We start from the raw sequence: 19,868 nt of genomic DNA, 5'->3' as shown, positions 1-19,868 counted from the left end.
TCGCCTGCTCAGCCGGGCGCGTGCTCGTCGGTCGACTATCGCCTGCTCTGCCGGGCGCGTGCTCGTCGGTCGACTATCGCCTGCTCTGCCGGGCGCGTGCTCGTCGGTCGACTATCACCTGCTCTGCCGGGCGCGTGCTCGTCGGTCGACTATCACCTGCTCTGCCGGGCGCGTGCTCGTCGGTCGACTATCGCCTGTTCTGCCGGCGTCGCGTGCCGGAGAGCACGAACACCGTCGGCGTCGCTCCGGAGTACTTCAGCAGGCGTTCGCGGACAATCTTCACCTCGGGCGTCCGCGCGACCGAGTCCTTCAGCAGCCGCTTGTCCTCGGTCAGCAGGACGGCGCGACCGTCGGGGCGCAGCACCCGCGCGATCTCCTTCAGCACCGCCGGGTAGAGCTTCGCGTTGTCGCCGTGGCTGCCGACGAGCTTGCCGAACGGCATGTTCGTGATCACCCGGTCGATGCTCCCGGAGGCAAGCGACGACTTCTCCGCCTGCCCGACCGACAGCTCCGCCGTGATCCCCGCGCGAGCGACGTTCTCGCGGGCGAGCTCGATCGCCTTCTCGTCGCGGTCCGAGCCGACCAGCCGGCCGTACGCGAACGGGTGCGCCGCGAGCAGGATCGTCCCGGTCCCGCAGAACGGGTCAAACACGTGGTGCTCGGTCCCGACCTTCGCCAGCCGGACCATCACCTCCGCGACCACCGGCTTCGTCGACCAGGGCAGGCGTTCGAGTTGCGGGTAGTTCCGCGACCAGTGCAGCGGCCCGATCTCGCCGAGCCAGCGACCGCCGGCGGCCGGATCGGCGACGAAGTTGACCGCCCAGTCGGACGTGTTCTCCGACCAACCGAGATTGTCGACAAGCAAATCCCACAGGGCGCGCGCGTCCGGCGTACCGGGTGCGATCCGGAACCGGACCGGCTGGTCGATTGCTGACAATATGCCGGACTCGGCCGACCGGAGGACGGCGGCTTCGTCTGGCAGCGGTACGGCGGCCGTCAGGTAGAGCCGCGTGTCGTACAGGAGCCGCAGCGGACCGTCGATCCGGCAGGTGATGGCCTCGTCGGCGCGATGGGTGATGTCGAGTCCGGTGATCAGGTCCTCGGCACCGCCGACCGTGGTGAGAACGATCTGGTCCTGGACAGGCCGATCCAACTGCAAGGTGAACTCCTGAGGTGAGCGCCGGACTCGGCAACCACCGACCGTACCAGCGCCGGCCGCCCGGCGAAGGTGTCCGGGCCGGACCAGTCACACGGACCGTCTCGCAGCCCTCCCTGGCGGTGTGGGGGACAGTTGACCGCCAGGTCCCGGCCGTCGGCCCAGCGGCCAGTAACACGGATGTGCGGTACTGGACGGTGCTGGAGCGGGATCTTCGTGTGCATCGGTCGGCGGACGACTTTCTGCGACATCTGCGGTTCGGTCGCGGGTGCGTGGAGAGTACGACGAGGGCATACGCGACGGCGGTGTGCCTGTACTTGTTGTGGTCGCGGCAGGTCCGTCGCGATTGGTGGGATGCGGTCGATCGGCTGGGTGCCTTCATGCTGTGGCTACGCCACGCCCAGGGCCCCGCCGTCGGCCCAGCGGCCGGCCAGGTCTCCGGGATCGTGGTGCGGCAGCCGGGCAGGATCAACGCGGTCCTGGTCGCGGTGCGGGAGTTCCTGAAGCACGCTGTCGCTGTTGGCGATGCGCCGTCGCGAGTGTTGTCGGTGGTGTACGAGATCGGCGTGATATCGCACGGCGACGTCTGCAGGTCCACAACGCGATTGCCGCGCAGACCACCGCCGGAACGCCGGCCACGGTGTCCTCGATCGCACGGACAGCCCGAGTGCGCCGAAGCTTCATCCACCGCCACCCAGACCTCCAGGCAGCCGTACCGGCGGCAGCTGCTGTCCCGGCTGACCTTGACCACCTCGCGCCACTCTGTCGCCTCGTCGACATCGGCGGCCACCGGAGACAACTGCAGCGGGGGGCAACCCGCCCCGAGAGCTCCCAGCCGGGTACGGCGACGATCCAGCGCATCGGGCGTACGTCGATGCTGTCGACGGCGAGGAGGTCGAAGGCAACGAACGACGCCGGCTGAGCGGGCGCGAGGCGCCGTACGGTGTTGGCGGTGTTGGCCATGCCCTGCTGCAGCGCATCGAATCGAGACGCTCCCGGTTCACACCACCAGCTCGCCATCGAGCACACGGGCGACGTCGACCTGGGCGGCGGGCGCGGCATGGACGTCGGGGAACTTTCGCGGTGAAGTCGTGGCCGTTGCGCGACCACGACCGCACCTGGCCGCCGCGGCAGACCGCCCGCCGCGGCTGGTCGACTGAACTCTCTTTCGCGGCCAGTCGATGCTCACCACGTTGCCTGCCGGCCGGGTTCCGGCAGATCGTTGACAGCGCGCTCACCGGCGTCGATCGCCACCTGAGCCCAGCCGAACCTGTGGGAGTCGACGCCCGCGACTGCCAGGCCCTCGATGGGCCGTCGCGTCTTCTTCATCTCCGCCACGAAGGCATCGCGATCATCGACCAGGCTGTTCCAGGGAGGCGAGTAGGTGTGCGGCCAGGCGTTCACCACGACGTCGGCAATGTCACGCTCGGCGTCGAACCCGTAGGGCCCCAGGAGCGCGTCCAGCTGGTCGACGACCGCCGACCGGAACGACTCCGCCCGCGTGTCCAGAAGGGCTTGGCTCGCTTGTCGTGCCTCGTGCCGGAAGTCGATCCCCGCATCATCGCCCAGCGGTCGATGGACCAGCTCGAGTATCCCGGCCCCGCCTCGCGGGCCACCCGCCGGCACTCGAAGCGCCACGTCGTAGAAGAACTCGTCGGGGGACCACACCTCGCGGGCACCCAACGACACCATGCTCTCCCAGGAGCGGACTGCCACGTTCACGTAACACATCGGAGGTTTGACCACGCGCTCGAGCGCGTCGTGGACGTCGACAGGAAGGCCCTCGACCACCCGGGCCATCGAACGGGCCGAGCCTGCGAACACGACCCGGGGTGCCTGGAAGTGGCTCGGCCCCGTCGGCCCGTGGGCCGTCACCGCCACGCCGTCGGCTCCGGGGGTGATCGAGAAGACCCGGTGGCGTAGCGTGACGTCGACCTGTCCCCCTCCGCTCGCCGCGCGGTCGTGGAGCCTTGACAGGAGCGACTCCGCGACAGCGGCCAGGCCGTCGGAGTACTCCAGGGCTGGTTCGTCAATCCACGAGTACCGCTGAACCCCCAAGGACGATGCATGTGCTTCGCCGGGCATGCCGGCGGCGAGCGCATCGAAGGCGGGCACGCGCTCCGCGGGTGAGCCGAAGGTGCCGATCGTCCTCCGGCGAAGGAAGTCCGTGGCTTCGGGCCCGGCGCCGAGATGATCGGCGAGGAAAGACCGATAGCTGATCGCGCGTAACTGGTCGCTGGACACGGGCGCGGGTGCCTTGTCCGGACACCAGATGCGTGTCAGGTCATCACGAACCCGACGGGGAGCGGGCAGTTCGTCGATCGCTCGTCGTACGGCGGGGTCCTGGTCAGGCGTCCAGCACTGAAAGAGCGCGTCAGCAGCGACGACGCGGCCCGGGGACGATCCGGCCCGTCCCATGTGAACCATCTTGTGCAGCCCGTCGAGGGCGGCCGGGTTGGGGTCGGACGCCAGCAGTCCCAGTTCGTTCAGCAGGCCGTGACAGAGAGGGGATGTCCAGCTCCGCGTACCGGAGAAAGCGCGGGCTCCCCCGTTGGTGGTGAGGCGCTGGGTGCCGACCGAGAGCTCTACCCGCTTGGCCATCCCACCGACGCGCGCGGACTGCTCCATGAGAACAATCCGTAGTCCGAACCCGAACCGGCGCTGGGCGAAGTAGGCAGCTGCCAGTCCGCTCAAGCCGGCGCCGACCACCACGAGGTCGGCCTCCTCGATGGAGTTCGGTTCCCCCGGCCGGATCCCGCGGGTGGCGCTGGCTCGATCGGTGGGTGAGTGCAGCCAATCGGGTTCGGTGTCCACGCGTAGCGAGAAGGTCATGCGGCGGAACCTGGGAGCTCAACCGCACTGGAGATCAAGCCCGGCAAGGCCACAGCACCTGCCATGATCATCGCCGGGCCAATGGCCAAGAGACCAGCAACGACACACAGTGCGTTGTTCATGAGCTTCTCCTTCAGGGTGATCACGAGGCTTGCGGTTCATCACCAGTCACGACGAGACTCGCGCGAGGAAGGTAACGGCGCAGGTTTCCCGGATGAGCGGATTTCAGGGATCCTGGGCCGTCCCGGTCGAGCCGGGGCCATGTCAGCCGGGGAAGGACTCCGGCCCCAGGCGCCCCCAGGCCACGAAAACGATCGGCAAGAGATACGCCAGGTCCAACAACATTGCCTTGGGCTCGCGGCGCCGGATGCGTAGGGTCACAGCACCCGCCATGATCGTCGCCAGACCAAGGGCAGCCAGTGGCACCAGAATCGGCGCGATGTCGAGGAGAGCTGGCAGGATCAGGCCGATCGCGCCGACGATCTCAAGGGCTCCGAGGGTCCTGACGAAGACGGGTCTGACATCGTTGACCCATCCCATGGCGCCATGGGACTCGGCCATCTTCTCGTCGCTCGCGACCAGCTTGCCGCCCCCAGCGAGAAGGAAGAATGCGGCCAGGAGGCCGGCAACGATCCATAGAGCGGTGTTCATGAGTTTCTCCTTGTCGGTTACGTCGGGCCCCCCAAGCCCGTCATCACTCATGACGGAACTCGCTCGAGGGAGGTAACGACATGACCGGATCTGGTCCGGGGGACTCCGTGGCGGAGGCGTTCGAGGAGCAGCGCGGCCGCCTGGTGGCGGTGGCGTACCGGATGCTCGGATCGCGGGCGGACGCCGAGGACGCGGTGCAGGAAGCATGGCTGCGGCTCGCGCGTCAGGACGCGTCCGGAATCGAAAACCTCGCCGGCTGGCTGACGACGGTGGTAGGCCGGGTGTGCATCGACCTGCTGCGTTCGCGCCGGGCCAGGCCCGCGGCGTCGTACGAGGATCGGCTGCCGGAGCTGGTGGTGGCCGAGGCCGACGGCGCAACACCCGAGGACGAGGCGCTGCTAGCCGATTCGGTTGGGCTGGCACTGCTCATGGTACTCGACAGCCTGCGCCCTGCTGAGCGGCTGGCGTTCGTGCTGCACGACATGTTCGCGGTGCCGTTCGAGGAGATCGCCGAGATCGTCGGCAGATCCACCGACGCGACCAAAATGCTCGCCAGCCGGGCCCGTCGCAAGGTACAGGGCACCCATCGTCCGACCGACGACCGGCCACGGCAGCGGGCAGTCGTCGAGGCATTTCTGGCCGCGGCGAGGAGTGGGGACTTCGAAGGGCTGCTGCGGCTGCTCGACCCGGATGTCACGTGGCGCGCCCACACCGCACGTGGCGTGGTCGTCAGGCGCGGGGCCGCCGAGGTAGCCGCGAAGTTTCAGGAGGGGGCTCGCGCCACGTCGAACACCCGCCCTGTCCTCGTCAACGGACAGCCGGGGATCGTGGCGTACGCCACGAACGGCAAGCCGGTGAGCGTGATGGCATGCACTGTGGTCGACGGCCAGATCGTCGAGATCCTCTCACTGATCGACGCGAAACGGCTGGCCTCCACGGACATCCCGGGACGGTCGGACTGAGCTGAAAATGGCGTCCATCCACCGCGCGTTCTGCGCCCGCCGACCCAAGCCGGGTCCACTATCAGAATCGCCGAGACCGTGCGCGCCGCGGACCAGAAGAACCAGACCTCCGACGGCGACAAAGTCCGGTGAAGGTAGCCGTCCCGCTTCAACTCGTAGCGGGCAACCGCCCGTCAGCGCCCGTTCACGGCAGCCGCTCGACCGCCTGGGCCAACGTCAGTCCGACCGGGCCGAGAAGGTCGCTCGCCAACGTGGCCATGCCGTCAGTGTCGCCCCCGTTGTGGGGTGGCGCAGCCCGGCGCGGTGTCAGGCGGCGTTCAGTTCGCCGACGAGCTTTCCGATGCGAGCGCGGATCTCGTCGCGGACCTGGCGCACGACGTCGTCGGTGTCATCACGCTCCGGAGCGTGCCCCGTGATCGGCTTTCCTTGCCAGAGAAACATCGATTCACCATCGGCCTTTCAGCGGCGCAATTGCCTCGGGAACCTCGCCAGTAGATTCGGCGCCGACTCTCTATTGCCACTCTGCCAACTGATAGTACTGCGACAGCCGCACCACCACATCAATTCGGAGTGAGGTCGTCGCGGCAAAGGCTTCCGCCCCGGACATCATGATCAATGCGCCTGGATCGATGGGCCTTCAGCAGATATCGAGGCGATTGAAGTGGTACGTCAAGGAGTCCGCGACCAAGTAGATCGTGTTCTTTCGAGGGAGGTTGATCCCGCCCTTGGGCCCCAGCAACGAACTTGGGCTCCGCCAGTCTGGTTGTTGCGAACAGCCAGCGCGTCGATGAAGTTCGAGAGCGACCGCGTACCGCACTTGAACAGGTGGTAGATGCGGTGCTTGCCATCGCCTTGGCCAACCGACACGCAGGCGATTCCGCTGGCCCAGGAGCACGCAACCAGCCTGTCGTTCCGATTGGCACTCGACACATTCCGCTCTACCGACCCACCCGAGAACAGCGGGTAGATCTCCGGTGTCCATGCCGTCGTTCCGGCCGCGACGTTCGGCGCTGCCTGCGCTGGCGCCTAGGCCGCCAGCGGGACAAGGACCACCGCGGCGATCATCGTCAGACCGTTGCAGCCGCATGTTTTCCGATTCTTCTCAATCGCATTTGATCTCCTCTGTAGTCGCAACCGATGCAGCCATTCCCGACTCACCTGCTGACTCGCTTCCGACCGTGTCGACGCGTATTCGTTGGAGATCGGAGAGGTCCAGCGTGGCCGGACAGGCCTTGCTCACAGCATGATCAACAGTGCGCTCACCCGGCTCGGATCGCTGGCCGGGCATTTGGCGACCGCCGTCGCCGGTCTACGAGGTTGCCGAGCAGGCCGGCGTCGGCGGTCGAGCGCATCCCAGCAGCTCGATCGACTGCGGCGCGATGGCGTCGTCACGGCCCAAAGGGAAGACGGTGCTGCACCGGGCAGACAAGCAGGGAAGCGCCACCGCACTCGCTGACCTACAGGCTTACCGTTAGGGCTGCTGCTGACCACGCACGGCGCCGCTCGGCGAGTTGGTAAATGGTGCGGCGCCGCTTCTCGTCGACTCGGAACATTCTCGGCGGCAGCGGCGGCAGCGGCGGCGGTGGCGGTGGCGGTGGTGGCGGTGGTGGCGGTGGCGGTGGCGGTGTACCGCAACGCTCTCTGCCGACTCCCCGTGAGCGGCGCCGCTGAGCGACCGCTCACGGGGCACCGCGACATGGCAGTGGCCGGCGCCGGCTACTTGAGCGCGATTCCGATGTACTTGGTCTCCAGGAACTCGTCGATCCCGTTCGGCCCGCCCTCGCGGCCGAGGCCGGACTGCTTGATGCCGCCGAACGGCGCGGCCGGGTTGGAGACGACGCCCTGGTTGAGGCCGACCATGCCGGTCTCCAGCGCCTCGGCGACGCGCAAAGCGCGCCGTAGATCGTTGGTGTACACGTACGCGACCAGCCCGTACTCCGTGTCGTTGGCCGCAGCGACCACCTCGTCCTCGGTGTCGAACGGGGTCAGCGGCGCGACCGGGCCGAAGATTTCCTGGTCGGCCATCAACGCGTCCCGCGGTACGCCGGTGAGCACGGTCGGCGGGTAGAAGTATCCGTTGACCTCAGCAACAGTCCCGGAGGTCAGGACGGTCGCGCCGCGATCGACCGCGTCGGCGACGAGTGTCCGCACCTTGTCCAACGCGGCCGCGTCAATCAGCGGGCCGACCTGGACGCCGTCGCCGGTTCCCTTGCCGACAATCAGCGCATCCATCCGCGCGGCGAGCCGCCGGCCGAACTCGTCGATTGTCGACGATTGCACGAAGATCCGGTTGGCCGCCGTACAGGCCTCGCCCATGTTGCGCATCTTGGCCGCGATCGCGCCGTCGACGGCCTCGTCCAGGTCGGCGTCGTCGAACACCACGAACGGCGCGTTGCCGCCGAGCTCGAGCGACGTCCGCAGCACCTTCTCGGCGCACTGCTCCAGCAGGATCCGGCCGACGCGGGTCGAGCCGGTGAACGACAGCTTGCGCGCGTCGCCGGAGCAGATCAGCGGCTCCATCACACCGTTGGCGTCCATCGCGGTCACGCAGTTGACGGCACCGGCCGGTACGCCGGCCTCAGCCAGGATGTCCATCAGCGCGAGCATCGAGAGCGGGGTCTGATGGGCGGGCTTGATCACGCTGGTGCAGCCGGCCGCGATCGCCGGGCCGAGCTTGCGGGTGCCCATCGCCATCGGGAAGTTCCACGGCGTGATCAGCAGGCACGGGCCGACCGGCTGCTTGGCAACCAGGAACCGCGCTCCCCCGGCCGGCGCGGTCTGATATCCGCCGTCGATTCGGACGGCCTCCCCCGCGAAGTGCCGGAAGAACTCGGCGGCGTACGTGATCTCGCCGCGCGCCTCGGCCAGCGGCTTGCCCATCTCGAGCGTCATCAGCAGGGCGAGGTCGTCGATCCGCTCGTGCAGCAGCTCGAAGGCCGCAGTGAGCATGTCGGCCCGCTCGCGCGGTGAGGTCGCGGCGAAGGATTTCTGCGCCGCGACGGCCGCGTCCAGCGCGGCCCGGCCGTCGGCGGGAGCCGCGTCGGCGACCGCGCACAGCGTCTCGCCGGTCGACGGATCCAGTACGTCGAAGGTCTGGCCGCCGGTGGCCTCGACCCACTGCCCTCCGACGTACAGCCGCTTCTCGACGGCGGCGACCACTTTCGCTTCCTGCTCCACGGATATTCGGACCCCTTCACCATCAGAGTCTGCTGAGATACGCTGATTGTCGACAATCTACCAGTCTACGAGCAAGGGGGAACCCCCGTGGCCGAGCTCTCGCAGCTCCTCAAGCAGGCGACCGGTGTCCTGGCCGCCCGGGGCGAGGGCGTCCTGCTGTACGACGAGGACGACCGCCGCTACCTCGACTTCACCGCCGGCATCGGGGTGACCAGTACCGGCCACTGCCACCCGCGCGTCGTCGAAGCGGCGCAGCGCCAGGTCGGCACGCTGATCCACGCCCAGTACACGACGGTCATGCACCGCCCGCTGCTCGACCTGGTCGACCGCCTCGGCGAGGTGCTGCCGGCCGGGCTGGACCGGATGTTCTTCGCGAACTCCGGCAGCGAGGCGATCGAGGCGGCGCTCCGGCTGACCCGCCAGGCGACCGGCCGGCCGAACGTGATCGTCTTCCACGGCGGGTTCCACGGCCGGACCGTCGCGGCGGCCTCGATGACGACCTCGGGGACCAAGTTCCGTTCCGGCTTCAGCCCGCTGATGGGCGGCGTCCATGTGTCGCCGTTCCCTGACCCCGGGCACTTCGGGTGGCCGGTCGAGCAGGCGACGGACTTCGCGCTGGCCCAGCTCGACTACGTGCTGCAGACCCTCAGCACGCCGGCCGACACCGCGGCGTTCTTCGTCGAACCGGTGCTCGGCGAAGGCGGTTACGTGCCGGCCAACGAACGGTTCCTGGCCGGGCTGCGGGAGCGCGCCGACGCGCACGGGATCCTGCTGGTGATCGACGAGGTGCAGACCGGGTTCGGCCGGACCGGGAAGTTCTGGGGTGGCGACCACTTCGGTGCCCGCGCCGACGTACTGGTGACGGCGAAGGGGCTGGCGTCGGGATTCCCATTGTCTGCAATCGCCGCATCCTCGGCGCTGATGGAGAAGGCCTGGCCGGGATCGCAGGGCGGCACGTACGGCGCGAACGCGGTCGCGTGCGCGGCGGCACTGGCGACACTCGACGTGATCCGCGACGAGAAGCTCGTCGAGAACTCGGCCGAGCGTGGGGCGCAACTGAAGCAGTCGCTGCAGACTGTTGCCGACAAGCACGAGCAGATCACCGATGTGCGTGGGCTGGGGTTGATGATCGGCAACGAGTTCCGCGACGCGGACAACAAGCCGGACCCGGTCACCGCGACCGCCGTACAGCAGGAGGCGGCCCGGCGAGGGTTGCTGCTGCTGACCTGTGGGGCTTGGGGGCAGGTCGTTCGGTTCATTCCGGCGCTGGTTGTTTCTGCCGATGAGATCGACGAGGCCGTGGGGGTTTGGTCCGACACGGTGAACGCGATTGTCGACAACTGACAAGCGCTCTGGCCGGGACAGTTCGTCCCGGCCAGAGCGCTTCGACCCCGAGCTCTTCGGTCAGGTCTTCGCGGGCTCCAGTTCCACCGGGGGCGGGGCACCTTCGGTGCCGGGAGTTTCGGTGCCGTTCAGCGGGCAGCGGGTGGTTTCGGGGACCTTGACCAGAGCGATCGCGCCGACCACGCAGGCGGCCATCATGTAGTACGCCGGCGTGAGGTTGTCGCCGGTCTTCTCGGTGAGCCAGTCGTTGACTGCGGGCGCCGTACCGCCGAACAGGGACGTCGACACGTTGTAGGCGATCGCGAAACCGGCGTACCGGACGTGGGTCGGGAACATCGCCGGGAAGGTCGCCGAGATCGTCGCCAGCTGCGGCACGTAGAGCAGCCCGAGGATGGCGAAGCCGAGTACCGCGCCGACCATGTTGGTCCCCATCAGCAGGAACGCCGGCACCGCGGCTATGAACAGCCCCGCCAGCGACACCCACCACAACGGTTTGCGCCCGACGCGGTCGGAGAAGTGGCCCGCGAACGGCAGGAAGCACATCATGGCCAGCTGCCCGATGATCGGCACGATCAGCGACTGGTCGGCGTTGAGGTGGATCTCCTTCTCCAGGTACGTCGGCATGTAGGTCAGCAACGTGTAGTTGACGACGTTCAGCGCGACCACCATGCCGCCGAGCTGCAGGATCGGCTTCCAGTAGCCGGCCAGCAGGTCCTTGAACTGGGTGGAGGTGTTCTCCTCCTTGTCCCCGGCCGCCTCCAACTCCTTGAACACCGGGGTGTCCTCGAGGCGGGACCGCAGGTACATCCCGACCAGGCCGAGCGGCGCGGCGACGAAGAACGGCAGCCGCCAGCCCCACGAGCCCATCGCGTCGTCGCTGAGCACCAGGGAGAAGCCGAGCATCAACAGCGCACCGAGCGAGAACCCGGCCAGCGTGCCGAACTCCAGGAAGCTGCCGAGGAACCCGCGCTTGCGGCTCGGCGCGTACTCGGCCATGAAGGTCGCGGCGCCGCCGTACTCGCCGCCGGTGGAGAAGCCCTGGATCATCCGCAGCAGCACCAGCAGGATCGGCGCCCACAGGCCGATCGAGTCGTACGACGGTACGAGGCCGACGCACAGGGTCGCGCCGGACATCAGCAGGATCGTGATCGCCAGGACGTGCTTGCGGCCGAGGCGGTCGCCGAGCGGCCCCCAGACCAGGCCGCCGAGCGGCCGGACCAGGAACGAGACCGCGAACGTCATCAACGCGAGCAGCGTCGCGCTCTCGGTGTCGCCGGGGAAGATCGCGGCGGAGATGTAGGTCACGCCGTACGCGTAGATGCCGTAGTCGAACCATTCGGTCGCGTTGCCGATCGCGGACGCGGCGATCGCCCGCTTCAGCACACCGGGCGGTGGATCGGTCTCTACGGTCGGCTGAACATGCTCGGAACCCACGGGAGGGCCTCCTTGGTTCGTCAATCGGCAACAGCGTCAAGCTCCGTGCCCAATTGGGCACGAATGTAACCGCTTGCTGATTCGCTCGTAGTTTTGTTGACAATCCGAAGGTTAGCCATGTGCGATCGTGAACAGCAAGCACTCGACCGCTACCTGTCATCGCGCCGCCGCCGGAACGCCGCTGGTCGGACTCTTGCGGGAGCAGGCGGTCTACGGGCGGGTATTCGAATGACTGAGGGCGGGCGCGATATCTGGTCGATCCCGTGATGCCATGCCAGTCGCACGGGCCTCGCGGTGTCAGCCCGGGGGCGGGCTCCTGGCGGGTCAGGCTCGTGTTGGGCTCCTGGCGGGTCAGGCTCGTGTTGGGCTCGTGGCGGGTCGGGCTCGTGGCGGGTCGGGCTCGTGTTGGGTCGGGCTCGTGTTGGGTCGGCCCCGGGGCGGGGCTGGATTGAGTCGGGTATGGGTCGCTGGCCGGGGCCGATCCGGAGCCGGATCCAGAGCCGGATCTGAGGCCTGGGGTCGGGGTCCGACGCCGGGTCCAGGGCCGCGCCGGTTCGAGAACAACGCCGGGTCCGGAGCGGGTTCGAGGCCGGGGGTCGGGGCCGGAGGCGGGGGGCGGGAGCCGGCTCGGGGTCCAGCGCTGGGTCCTCGGCCGGGGCCGGGGCGCGCCCCGAGCCGGGTCCGATGTCCCCGCGCTGGACAACCGCCCGAACGAGTCGGTTCGCGCCGGAAGCAGGCGGGCGACGCGCTGATGCTGGCTGCTCGGTTGTTGTGCGGGTGATCGAGGCCGCCCCGCTGGCGATGGAGATGGTGCGCGACATCGGCGTCGTACGGGAGCACCCGCGCAACCCGCGCTCGCGCCCGACAGCCCGACAGCCCAGGCCGGGCGACCTCGGCGGACGTAAATCGGGAGCCAGCAGCCGTTCCGGTCGCGAAGATGATCGATATGAGACACCTCCTGGGGTCGGGGCGCGCTGTCGAGATCACGACCGTCGCACAACGGCCGGAGTTCGCGGGAGCCGCGATCGACGTCGGCGGCTGGGGCGACTTCATGCGCCACAACCGGATCTCCGAGGCCTACTTCTGGCAGACCCTCGAAGCGTTTCCGGCGACCTGCCTGGTCGCGACCGCGGAGGACGGCTCGGTTGTCGCGGACGCACATGCGGTGCAGCTGAGGCTGGGCGGCCGGGATCGCGCGCCGTTGCCTGCGGGCGGTTGGGAACAGGCCGTCGTTTGGGCCTTCGCCGATGCCCGCCATGGCGTCGTACCGGACACTGCGTGCGCGCTCAACATCAGTGTGGCCCGGGGCTTCCAGGAGCAGGGTTTGGCGAGTCGGATGCTGACCGCTCTGCGGGAAACCGTTGCTGGCTTGGGCTTGGGCAATCTGCTGGCGCCGGTACGGCCGACTTTCAAGGAGTTCGAGCCGCGTACGCCGATGGTGGAGTATGCGCGGCGGGTTCGCCCGGACGGGCTGCCTTGCGATCCGTGGCTCAGGACCCATGTCAGAGCCGGCGGACAGATCGTTGGGATCGCGCCTACGTCGTGGCTGGTGTCGGGAACGCTTGATGAATGGCGGAGATGGACCGGACTCGCGTTCGATCGCAGCGGTGCTGTTGAGGTGCCGGGCGCGCTGACGACTGTGCACTGCGACATCGATTCGGGATGGGCCGTGTACGTCGAGCCGAACGTCTGGGTTCGGCACGAGATCTGACGATCGAGCTTCTCGCGGATTGCTTGAGCGCAGGTAAGTGGGGTGCGGGCCGACGTGATCCGGGGTGCCGAGAGCCCGTGCTCGGCCGGGGCCGGGGCTAGGGGGTTTGCGCCGGAGTCCCGGCGGACGCGGGGTCCAGAGCCGGGGGCCGGGTTCAAGCCTGGGCCGGGTTCAAGCCTGGGCCGGGTTCAAGCCTGGGCCGGGTTCAAGCCGGAGCCAGGAGCCAGGGCCGGGGCCGGGGCCACGGGGGGCCGTGGCCGGAGCCGGGCCGAGTCCAGGGCCAGGGCCGGAGCCGCGCCGGGGCCGCGCCGGAGCCAGGGCCGGGCCGGAGCCGGGGCCGGATCAAGGGCAGGGGTGGTTGGGACCGGATCCAGGGCTAGGGACTCGCTGAGGTTCGCGCTCTCGCTGGCCGACGTGAGTCGTTCTGTCGTACGGCGCGCAGGCGGCCGCGGGCAATGCGGTGCTGCCGCCGAACACGTTCGGCGGTTGACGGCGTACTGCCGCAGGTCAGGGAGCAGCGCTCACCGGGCCTTGGGGCGTTTGGTTGCTTATGCCTCTGGCGGGACCATCGAGGCCAGGCCGGCGATGATGACCTTGGCGCCGAAGTCGAAGCGTTCGTCGCCGCTGGCGCCGGTGGTCATCGCGCCGGCGAGGGCGATGGTCAGCGGGAAACGGGCCGGGTCCAGGGAGCTGAAGAACGAGCGGAGCTGGTCGACGAAACCCTCGAGGTCTTCGGGGGCGAAGTCGGCGGCGCCTTGCACGCTTTCCTCGAAGGCTGTTGCGGTGATGAACAGCGGGATCAGGTCCACCGCCCACGCGGCCGCCTGGTCGGGGACGCGGCCGGCCTTGAGGATTGTCAACATTCTTTCGGTGCTGAGCATGGCGTACTCCCCCATCGGCACCTGACCGATCGCCGCGCGAGCGAGTCCGGGGTACGCGCGCATCACCCGGAGGATCTCGTCCATCGCCGCCTTGAGCTGCTCCTGCCAGTGCTCCGGGTCGGCGTCGGGCAGCTTCATGTCCGCGGCGGCGCGGTCGAGCATCAGCTGGTCGAGCTCCTTCTTGTTGGCAACGTGCGCGTAGAGGGAGGCCGGGCCGGTGTCGAGCGCCTGGGCGACCTTTCGCATCGACACGGCCTCGTAGCCCTGCTCGACCAGTAGGTGCAGCGCGGTGTCGACAATCCGCTCCCGGGTGAGCCGCTCCCGGGCTGGGCGGGCCGGCTTGGCGGGAGTGATCGGCTGCCACGGCGACTGGTTCATGCGCCCACTGTAGCGAACACCGTACTTGACACGAACGCTGTTCGTGAGTAGAACGGTGTTCGAAAGCGAACACCGTTCGAACTTGGAGCTTCGATGACTACCTCACCCACCACGCCACCCGGCGACGCGGCCTCAGGCCCCGGAGCCGGCACAGCAAGCCTGGTCACCGGCGACCCAACAACACCCAGCGCTACAGCACCCGCCGGTACGCCGTACAAGTGGCGCTGGATCGTGCTCGCGACCGTGCTGATCGCCGAGATCATGGATCTGGTCGACGCGACGATCGTGAACATCGCCGCGCCGTCGATCCAGCGTGAGCTCGGTGGCTCGAACGCCGCGGTGCAGTGGATGCTGGCCGGGTACACGCTCGCGTTCGCGATCGGGCTGGTCAGCTTCGGCCGGCTCGGGGACCTGGTCGGGCGGCGCAAGTTGTTCGTGATCGGCGCGGTCGGGTTCACCGTTGCCTCGGCGCTCTGCGGGCTGGCCACCTCCCCCGGGCTGCTGATCGGGAGCCGGGTCGCTCAAGGGCTGCTCGGCGCCGTGATGATTCCGCAGGGCTTCGCGATCCTGAAGTCGGTCTTCCCGCCGGACGAGATCGGCAAGGCGTTCGGGCTGTTCGGGCCGGTGATGGGGCTGTCCGCGGTCGCCGGGCCGGTGCTGGCCGGCGTACTGATCGACGCCAACTGGTTCGACGCGGGCTGGCGGATGATCTTCTGGATCAACGTGCCGATCGGGCTCGCCGCGATCGTCGGCGCGTTGCGCTGGATGCCTGAGGTCAAGACGCCGGGCGCTCGCGGGCTCGACCCGGCCGGGGTGATCCTGGTCAGCCTGGGCGCCGGGCTGCTGATCTACCCGCTGGTCCAGGGGCGTGAGCTGGGCTGGCCGCTGTGGACGATCGCGATGATGGTTGCCTCGATCCCCGTGTTCGCGCTGTTCGGCCGGCGTGAGCGCCGGTCGGGCAACCCGGTGATTGACCCGTCGCTGTTCCGCAGTCGCGGGTACGTCGCGGGGCTCGGGGTGATCAGCACGTTCTTCCTGGCGATGTCCGGGTTCACGCTCGTGCTCAACCTGTTCACCCAGCTCGGGCTGCACTACAGCCCGCTGAAGGCCGGCCTCGCGATGGTGCCGTTCTCGCTGGGGATCGCGATCGGCGCGCCGCTGTCCGCCGGGCTGCTCGCGCCGAAGCTCGGCCGGGTCGCGCTGCAGCTCGGGATCGGCGTGATGACGCTGGCGATGGTGTGGGTCTGGATCACGCTCGTCCGCAACGGTGACGCCACGACGATCTGGGACCTGGTGCCACCGCTGCTGCTGGTCGGGATCGGGTCGGGCATGGTGTTCGCGCCGCTGTTCGACATCATCCTGGCGTCGATCGACGACAGCGCGGCGGGCTCGGCGTCCGGCGTACTGACCGCTATGCAGCAGTTCGGTGGCGCGATCGGGGTCGCGGTGATCGGCACGATCTTCTTCCAGCTGCTGCCGACGGACGGGTTTCTCGGCGCCGCCAAGACCAGCACGCTCGTCGCCACCGGGCTGTTCGTCGTCGCCCTGGCGATCACCTGGCTGCTCCCCCGGCGCGCTCGCGCCGAGGTCGCCGCCGACTGATCGGTGAGGTGCGGTGCGCGGGGCCGGTCCGGCCGCAGGCTCAGTCCCGGCTGACGAAGCCTTCCTTGGTCAGCCAGTCCATGGCGACGTCGGCGGGTTCGCGGCCGTCGACGTCGACCTGGGCGTTGAGCTCGATCAGGACCGGGTCGGTGAGTTTGGCCGAGACCGGGGCCAGCAGGTCGCGGAGCTGGGGGTACTGGTCGAGGACCTTCTTCGCGATCACCGGGGCGACGTTGTACGCCGGGAAGTAGTGCTTGTCGTCCTGGAGCACGACGAGGTCGAGGGACTTGATCCGGCCGTCGGTGGTGTAGATCTCGCCGAACAGGCAGTCGCCGTTGTCGGTGGCGGCGTAGACGGCACCGGTGTCGAGGGTGCGCACGTTGTTGCGACTCACGCCGGAGCCGAGCGGGACGCCGTAGTGCTTGAGCATCGGCTCGAAGCCGTCGTTGCGGTTCGCGAACTCGGACTCGACGCAGAACGTGCGCTCCTTCAGCGGGATCTGGCTCAGCTGGGACAGCTTGGTCAGGCCGAGCTTCTCGGAGTTCTTCCGGGTCACGCCGAAGGCGTAGCTGTTGTTCATCGGGGCCGGTTCGAGCCAGACCAGACCGTACTTCTGCAGGTCCTCGGCAGCGACGGCGTCGTACTGCTTCTGCTTGTCGGGGATGCCGGTGTCGTGGCCGAGGTAGGAGATCCAGGCGGTGCCGGTGTACTCCCACGACATCTGGATCTGACCCTGCAGCATCGCCTGGCGCGAGGTGTCGCTGCCGGGCATGTTGGTCAGGTCCTTGACCTTGGCACCGGCCGACTGCATCAGGATCGCGGCGATCTTGCCGAGGATCAGCTGCTCCTGGAAGTTCTTCGACCCGATCCCGATCTCCAGCCCGTTGAGATCCTTGGCCGAGGCAAGCGGTCCGGCCAGCGTCGCGGTCGGGACGTACCCGCCGCTGGTGCCCAGACCGCAGCCACTCAGGCCGGAGGCAACAAAAACAGTTGCCGTCAGCAACCCAACGACGCGCTTCATCGCAGCCCCCTCGGCCGGGTGATCTCTTCCAGGATCCGGCCGGCCCAGTCGATCAGCAGAGCCAGTACGCCGACCAGCAGCGCGCCGCTGATCAGGACCGGGTAGCGCAGCAGGCGGATACCGGTCGTGATCAGGCCGCCCAGGCCGCCGGCGTCGATGAACGTCGCGAGCGTCGCCGTACCGACGACGAGGACCAGCGCGGTCCGGATGCCGGCCATGATCACCGGTACGGCGAGCGGGAGCTCGATCCGGCCGAGCACCGCGCGGGTGGACATGCCCATCCCCCGGCCGGCCTCGACCAGGTTGCGGTCGACGCCTTGCAGGCCGACGATCGTGTTGCGCAGGACCGGCAGTACGGCGTACAGGCACAGCGCGAGGATCGCGGTCCAGAAACCGAAGCCGAGCCAGATCGCGAGCAGCACGATCAGGCCGATCACCGGCGCGGCCTGGCCGGCGTTGGCGAACGCGACGACGATCGGCGCCGCACGACGCATCCGCGGGCGGGTCAGCGCGATACCGAGCGGGACGGCGATCAGCAGAACGATGATCGTGGCAACGACCGTGAGTTTGAGGTGCTGGACGGTGAGCGTGCCGACGACGCTCCAGGCGAGCTGGCGTTGCTCGATCGAGTCGAGCTCGGCCTGCGAGCGCCAGATCACCCACGCGGCGAGGACGACGGCCACGAAAACAGGCTGCCCGAGCAACAGTCCCCAGCTCGGCCGGCGACGGCGTTCGGACGCCAGCCCGGCGGCGGCCGCCTTGGCGTCGGCGAGGTTGCGGCGTTCGTCAGCGGAGGTGCCGGGATCGAGGATGGTCATGAGACCACCTCGTCGGCCTCCGGGGATTGGATCCGGGCCAGCACCGCCTGGAAGTCGACGACGCCGAGGTACTCGTCCCGGCGGCCCGTGACGACAGCGCTGCCGTGGCTGGAGACCAGCATCGTGTCGAGCGCGTCGTTCAACGTCGCGCGGCGGTCGATCGTCACCAGGTCGATGCCCTCGGCCGGTGCGGGTACGCGGTCGATGTCGGCCAGGTCTCGGGTCCACATCCAGTCGATCGGGCGCCGCTTCGCGTCCAGTACGACGACCGAGTCGTCGCCGGCCGCCTGCGCGGACCGGAGCACGTCGGCGGCCGCGTCGCCCACCGACGCGACGGTCGGCTGGCCGAGGTCGATCTCGCTGACCCGGCTCAGCGTCAGCTGCTTCAGCGCCGCGCCCGCGCCGACGAAGTCCGCGACGAACCGGTCGGCGGGGTTCGCCAGGATCGCTTCCGGTACGTCGTACTGGGCGATGTTGGCGCCCTCGGTGAGGATCAGGATCCGGTCGCCGAGCTTCACCGCCTCGTCGAAATCGTGGGTGACACAGACGATCGTCTTGCGCAGCTCCTCCTGGATGCTGAGCAGCTCGTCCTGCAGCCGCTGCCGCGTGATCGGGTCGACCGCGCCGAACGGCTCGTCCATCAGGATCACCGGCGGGTCCGCAGCCAGGCCGCGCGCGACGCCGACGCGTTGCTGCTGGCCACCGGACAGTTCGCGCGGGTACCGGCCGCGGTACCGGTCGGAGTCGAGGCCGACCAGCTCGAGCAGCTCGTCGACGCGTTCGGTGATCCGGCTCTTGTCCCAGCCGAGCAGGCCGGGCACCATCGCGATGTTCTGCGCAACCGTCATGTGCGGGAACAGGCTGCCGCCCTGGATCACGTACCCGATGTGCCGGCGCAGGTCGTCGTCGTCGCGGCCGCTGATGTCCTCGCCGCCGATCCGGATGCTGCCGGACGTCGGCTCGATCAGCCGGTTGATCATCTTCAGCGACGTGGTCTTGCCGCAGCCCGACGGGCCGACGAACATCACGATCTCGCCGGCCGGGACGTGCAGCGACAGGCCCTCGACCGCCGGCTTCTGCTGGCCCGGGTAGCGCTTGACGACGTCGATCAGGTCGATGTCGACGCCGCTGACCTCGTGCTCGTCAGGCGTGACCGGGTGGGCGGCCGTGGGCTCGGCGGACGTCGTACGCGAATCAGACACGGATCCCCCTGGGGGTCGTCAGCCGGCCGACGCCGAGCAGCAGCGCGTCCAGCACGAGCGCCAGAACCACCACCCCCAGCGTTCCGACCAGGGCGGAGTTGAGAGCGTTGGCGCCACCGATCTGGGTGAGGCCGGTGAAGATGAAGCTGCCCAGACCAGGGCCGAGCACGTACGCCGCGATCGCCGCGATGCCCATCGACATCTGCGCCGAGACCCGGACACCGGCCAGGATCACCGGCCACGCGAGCGGGAGCTCGATCCTGACCAGCGTGCGGACCCGGCCCATGCCCATGCCGCGGGCGGACTCGACGAGCGTCGCGTCGACGCCGGCCAGACCGACGACCGCGTTCCGCAGGATCGGGAGGGTCGCGTAGAAGGTCACGGCGATCACCGACGTCGCCGTACCGATGCCGGCCAGCGGGATCAGCAGGCCGAGCAGCGCGAACGACGGGATGGTCAGGCCGACCGCGCTGATGCCTTCAGCGGCGGACGCGATCTTCGGGTTTCTGTGGACGAGCACGGCCAGGACGACGGCGATCACCGTCGCGAGCACCACGCACTGGATCACCAGGCTCAGGTGCTGGTAGCCCTGGTAGAGCAGTTGCGACTGCCGTTCGGTGATGTAGTCCCACACGGTTTCGATCGCCCTCCCACGGGTTTCGCTCCCCCGTCGAAGGGGTCGGTACGCCGGGTGCCAGC

At 68.7% G+C, this 19,868-nt stretch carries 16 protein-coding genes; 4 read left to right on the top strand and 12 right to left on the bottom strand.

Annotated elements, in window-relative coordinates; translation table 11 throughout:
* Positions 1 to 187 precede the first annotated feature (187 nt).
* The 4 genes from ACLQ2O_RS40625 to ACLQ2O_RS40610 all read right to left on the bottom strand — a co-directional run bounded on the left by ACLQ2O_RS40625 (position 188) and on the right by ACLQ2O_RS40610 (position 4,690).
* A complete protein-coding gene (locus ACLQ2O_RS40625; protein ID WP_425842987.1) occupies positions 188 to 1,159 on the bottom strand; it encodes a TRM11 family SAM-dependent methyltransferase in 972 nt (323 codons plus the stop codon).
* 1,182 nt (positions 1,160 to 2,341) lie between these two features.
* Positions 2,342 to 3,988, bottom strand: coding sequence for an NAD(P)-binding protein (locus ACLQ2O_RS40620; RefSeq protein WP_425842985.1), 1,647 nt, complete (start codon positions 3,986 to 3,988; stop codon positions 2,342 to 2,344).
* A complete protein-coding gene (locus ACLQ2O_RS40615; RefSeq protein ID WP_425842983.1) occupies positions 3,985 to 4,110 on the bottom strand; it encodes a hypothetical protein in 126 nt (41 codons plus the stop codon). Before ACLQ2O_RS40615 ends, ACLQ2O_RS40620 begins: the two co-directional genes overlap by 4 nt.
* Positions 4,111 to 4,252: 142 nt before the next feature.
* Positions 4,253 to 4,690 carry a DoxX family protein gene (locus ACLQ2O_RS40610; RefSeq protein WP_425842981.1) on the bottom strand — a complete coding sequence of 146 codons (438 nt, stop codon included), beginning with the start codon at positions 4,688 to 4,690 and terminating at the stop codon, positions 4,253 to 4,255.
* A 56-nt stretch (positions 4,691 to 4,746) separates the two neighbouring features.
* On the opposite strand from ACLQ2O_RS40610, the gene ACLQ2O_RS40605 reads away from it, so the two are divergent.
* A complete protein-coding gene (locus ACLQ2O_RS40605) occupies positions 4,747 to 5,601 on the top strand; it encodes a sigma-70 family RNA polymerase sigma factor (RefSeq protein ID WP_425842979.1) in 855 nt (284 codons plus the stop codon).
* Between the two features lie 306 nt (positions 5,602 to 5,907).
* Here ACLQ2O_RS40605 and ACLQ2O_RS40600 read toward each other — a convergent pair whose 3' ends face one another.
* Together ACLQ2O_RS40600 and ACLQ2O_RS40595 are read right to left on the bottom strand one after the other, a co-directional pair.
* Complete coding sequence (locus ACLQ2O_RS40600; protein ID WP_425842977.1) at positions 5,908 to 6,042, bottom strand: hypothetical protein; 135 nt, start codon at positions 6,040 to 6,042, stop codon at positions 5,908 to 5,910.
* Between the two features lie 1,275 nt (positions 6,043 to 7,317).
* On the bottom strand, positions 7,318 to 8,778 hold the full coding sequence (locus ACLQ2O_RS40595; protein WP_425842975.1) for an NAD-dependent succinate-semialdehyde dehydrogenase: 1,461 nt from the start codon (positions 8,776 to 8,778) through the stop codon (positions 7,318 to 7,320).
* A gap of 87 nt (positions 8,779 to 8,865) precedes the next feature.
* On the opposite strand from ACLQ2O_RS40595, the gene ACLQ2O_RS40590 reads away from it, so the two are divergent.
* Positions 8,866 to 10,122: an aspartate aminotransferase family protein gene (locus ACLQ2O_RS40590; protein WP_425842973.1), complete on the top strand. Its 1,257-nt coding sequence runs from the start codon at positions 8,866 to 8,868 to the stop codon at positions 10,120 to 10,122.
* A 60-nt stretch (positions 10,123 to 10,182) separates the two neighbouring features.
* Here the strand turns inward: ACLQ2O_RS40590 and ACLQ2O_RS40585 are convergent, their stop codons facing one another.
* Positions 10,183 to 11,556: an MFS transporter gene (locus ACLQ2O_RS40585; protein ID WP_425842971.1), complete on the bottom strand. Its 1,374-nt coding sequence runs from the start codon at positions 11,554 to 11,556 to the stop codon at positions 10,183 to 10,185.
* Between the two features lie 946 nt (positions 11,557 to 12,502).
* On the opposite strand from ACLQ2O_RS40585, the gene ACLQ2O_RS40580 reads away from it, so the two are divergent.
* The gene (locus ACLQ2O_RS40580; RefSeq protein ID WP_425842969.1) at positions 12,503 to 13,267 is read left to right on the top strand and encodes an N-acetyltransferase; all 765 of its coding nucleotides are present in this window, start codon (positions 12,503 to 12,505) and stop codon (positions 13,265 to 13,267) included.
* Between the two features lie 548 nt (positions 13,268 to 13,815).
* Here ACLQ2O_RS40580 and ACLQ2O_RS40575 read toward each other — a convergent pair.
* A complete protein-coding gene (locus ACLQ2O_RS40575; RefSeq protein WP_425842967.1) occupies positions 13,816 to 14,526 on the bottom strand; it encodes a TetR/AcrR family transcriptional regulator in 711 nt (236 codons plus the stop codon).
* 93 nt (positions 14,527 to 14,619) lie between these two features.
* Here ACLQ2O_RS40575 and ACLQ2O_RS40570 point away from each other — a divergent pair, with 93 nt between their 5' ends.
* The gene (locus ACLQ2O_RS40570) at positions 14,620 to 16,128 is read left to right on the top strand and encodes a DHA2 family efflux MFS transporter permease subunit (RefSeq protein ID WP_425842965.1); all 1,509 of its coding nucleotides are present in this window, start codon (positions 14,620 to 14,622) and stop codon (positions 16,126 to 16,128) included.
* Between the two features lie 40 nt (positions 16,129 to 16,168).
* On the opposite strand, the gene ACLQ2O_RS40565 is transcribed toward ACLQ2O_RS40570, so the two are convergent.
* From ACLQ2O_RS40565 to ACLQ2O_RS40550, 4 genes are read right to left on the bottom strand one after another with little or no spacing between them, the layout of a single operon-like run.
* Positions 16,169 to 17,149, bottom strand: a complete 981-nt coding sequence (locus ACLQ2O_RS40565; protein ID WP_425842963.1) for a glycine betaine ABC transporter substrate-binding protein — start codon at positions 17,147 to 17,149, stop codon at positions 16,169 to 16,171.
* Complete coding sequence (locus ACLQ2O_RS40560; RefSeq protein WP_425842961.1) at positions 17,146 to 17,967, bottom strand: ABC transporter permease; 822 nt, start codon at positions 17,965 to 17,967, stop codon at positions 17,146 to 17,148. Before ACLQ2O_RS40560 ends, ACLQ2O_RS40565 begins: the two co-directional genes overlap by 4 nt.
* Positions 17,964 to 19,169 (bottom strand): ABC transporter ATP-binding protein, encoded by a 1,206-nt coding sequence (locus ACLQ2O_RS40555; RefSeq protein ID WP_425842959.1) that lies wholly within the window; start codon positions 19,167 to 19,169, stop codon positions 17,964 to 17,966. Before ACLQ2O_RS40555 ends, ACLQ2O_RS40560 begins: the two co-directional genes overlap by 4 nt.
* Positions 19,162 to 19,803 carry an ABC transporter permease gene (locus tag ACLQ2O_RS40550; RefSeq protein ID WP_425842957.1) on the bottom strand — a complete coding sequence of 214 codons (642 nt, stop codon included), beginning with the start codon at positions 19,801 to 19,803 and terminating at the stop codon, positions 19,162 to 19,164. Before ACLQ2O_RS40550 ends, ACLQ2O_RS40555 begins: the two co-directional genes overlap by 8 nt.
* Between the last annotated feature and the right edge of the window lie 65 nt (positions 19,804 to 19,868).

Source organism: Kribbella sp. DT2 (assembly GCF_049844575.1).
Taxonomy (GTDB): Bacteria; Actinomycetota; Actinomycetes; order Propionibacteriales; family Kribbellaceae; genus Kribbella.
The sequence above is the reverse complement of the archived record's forward strand: the minus strand, read 5'-3'. Positions and strand labels throughout refer to the sequence as shown.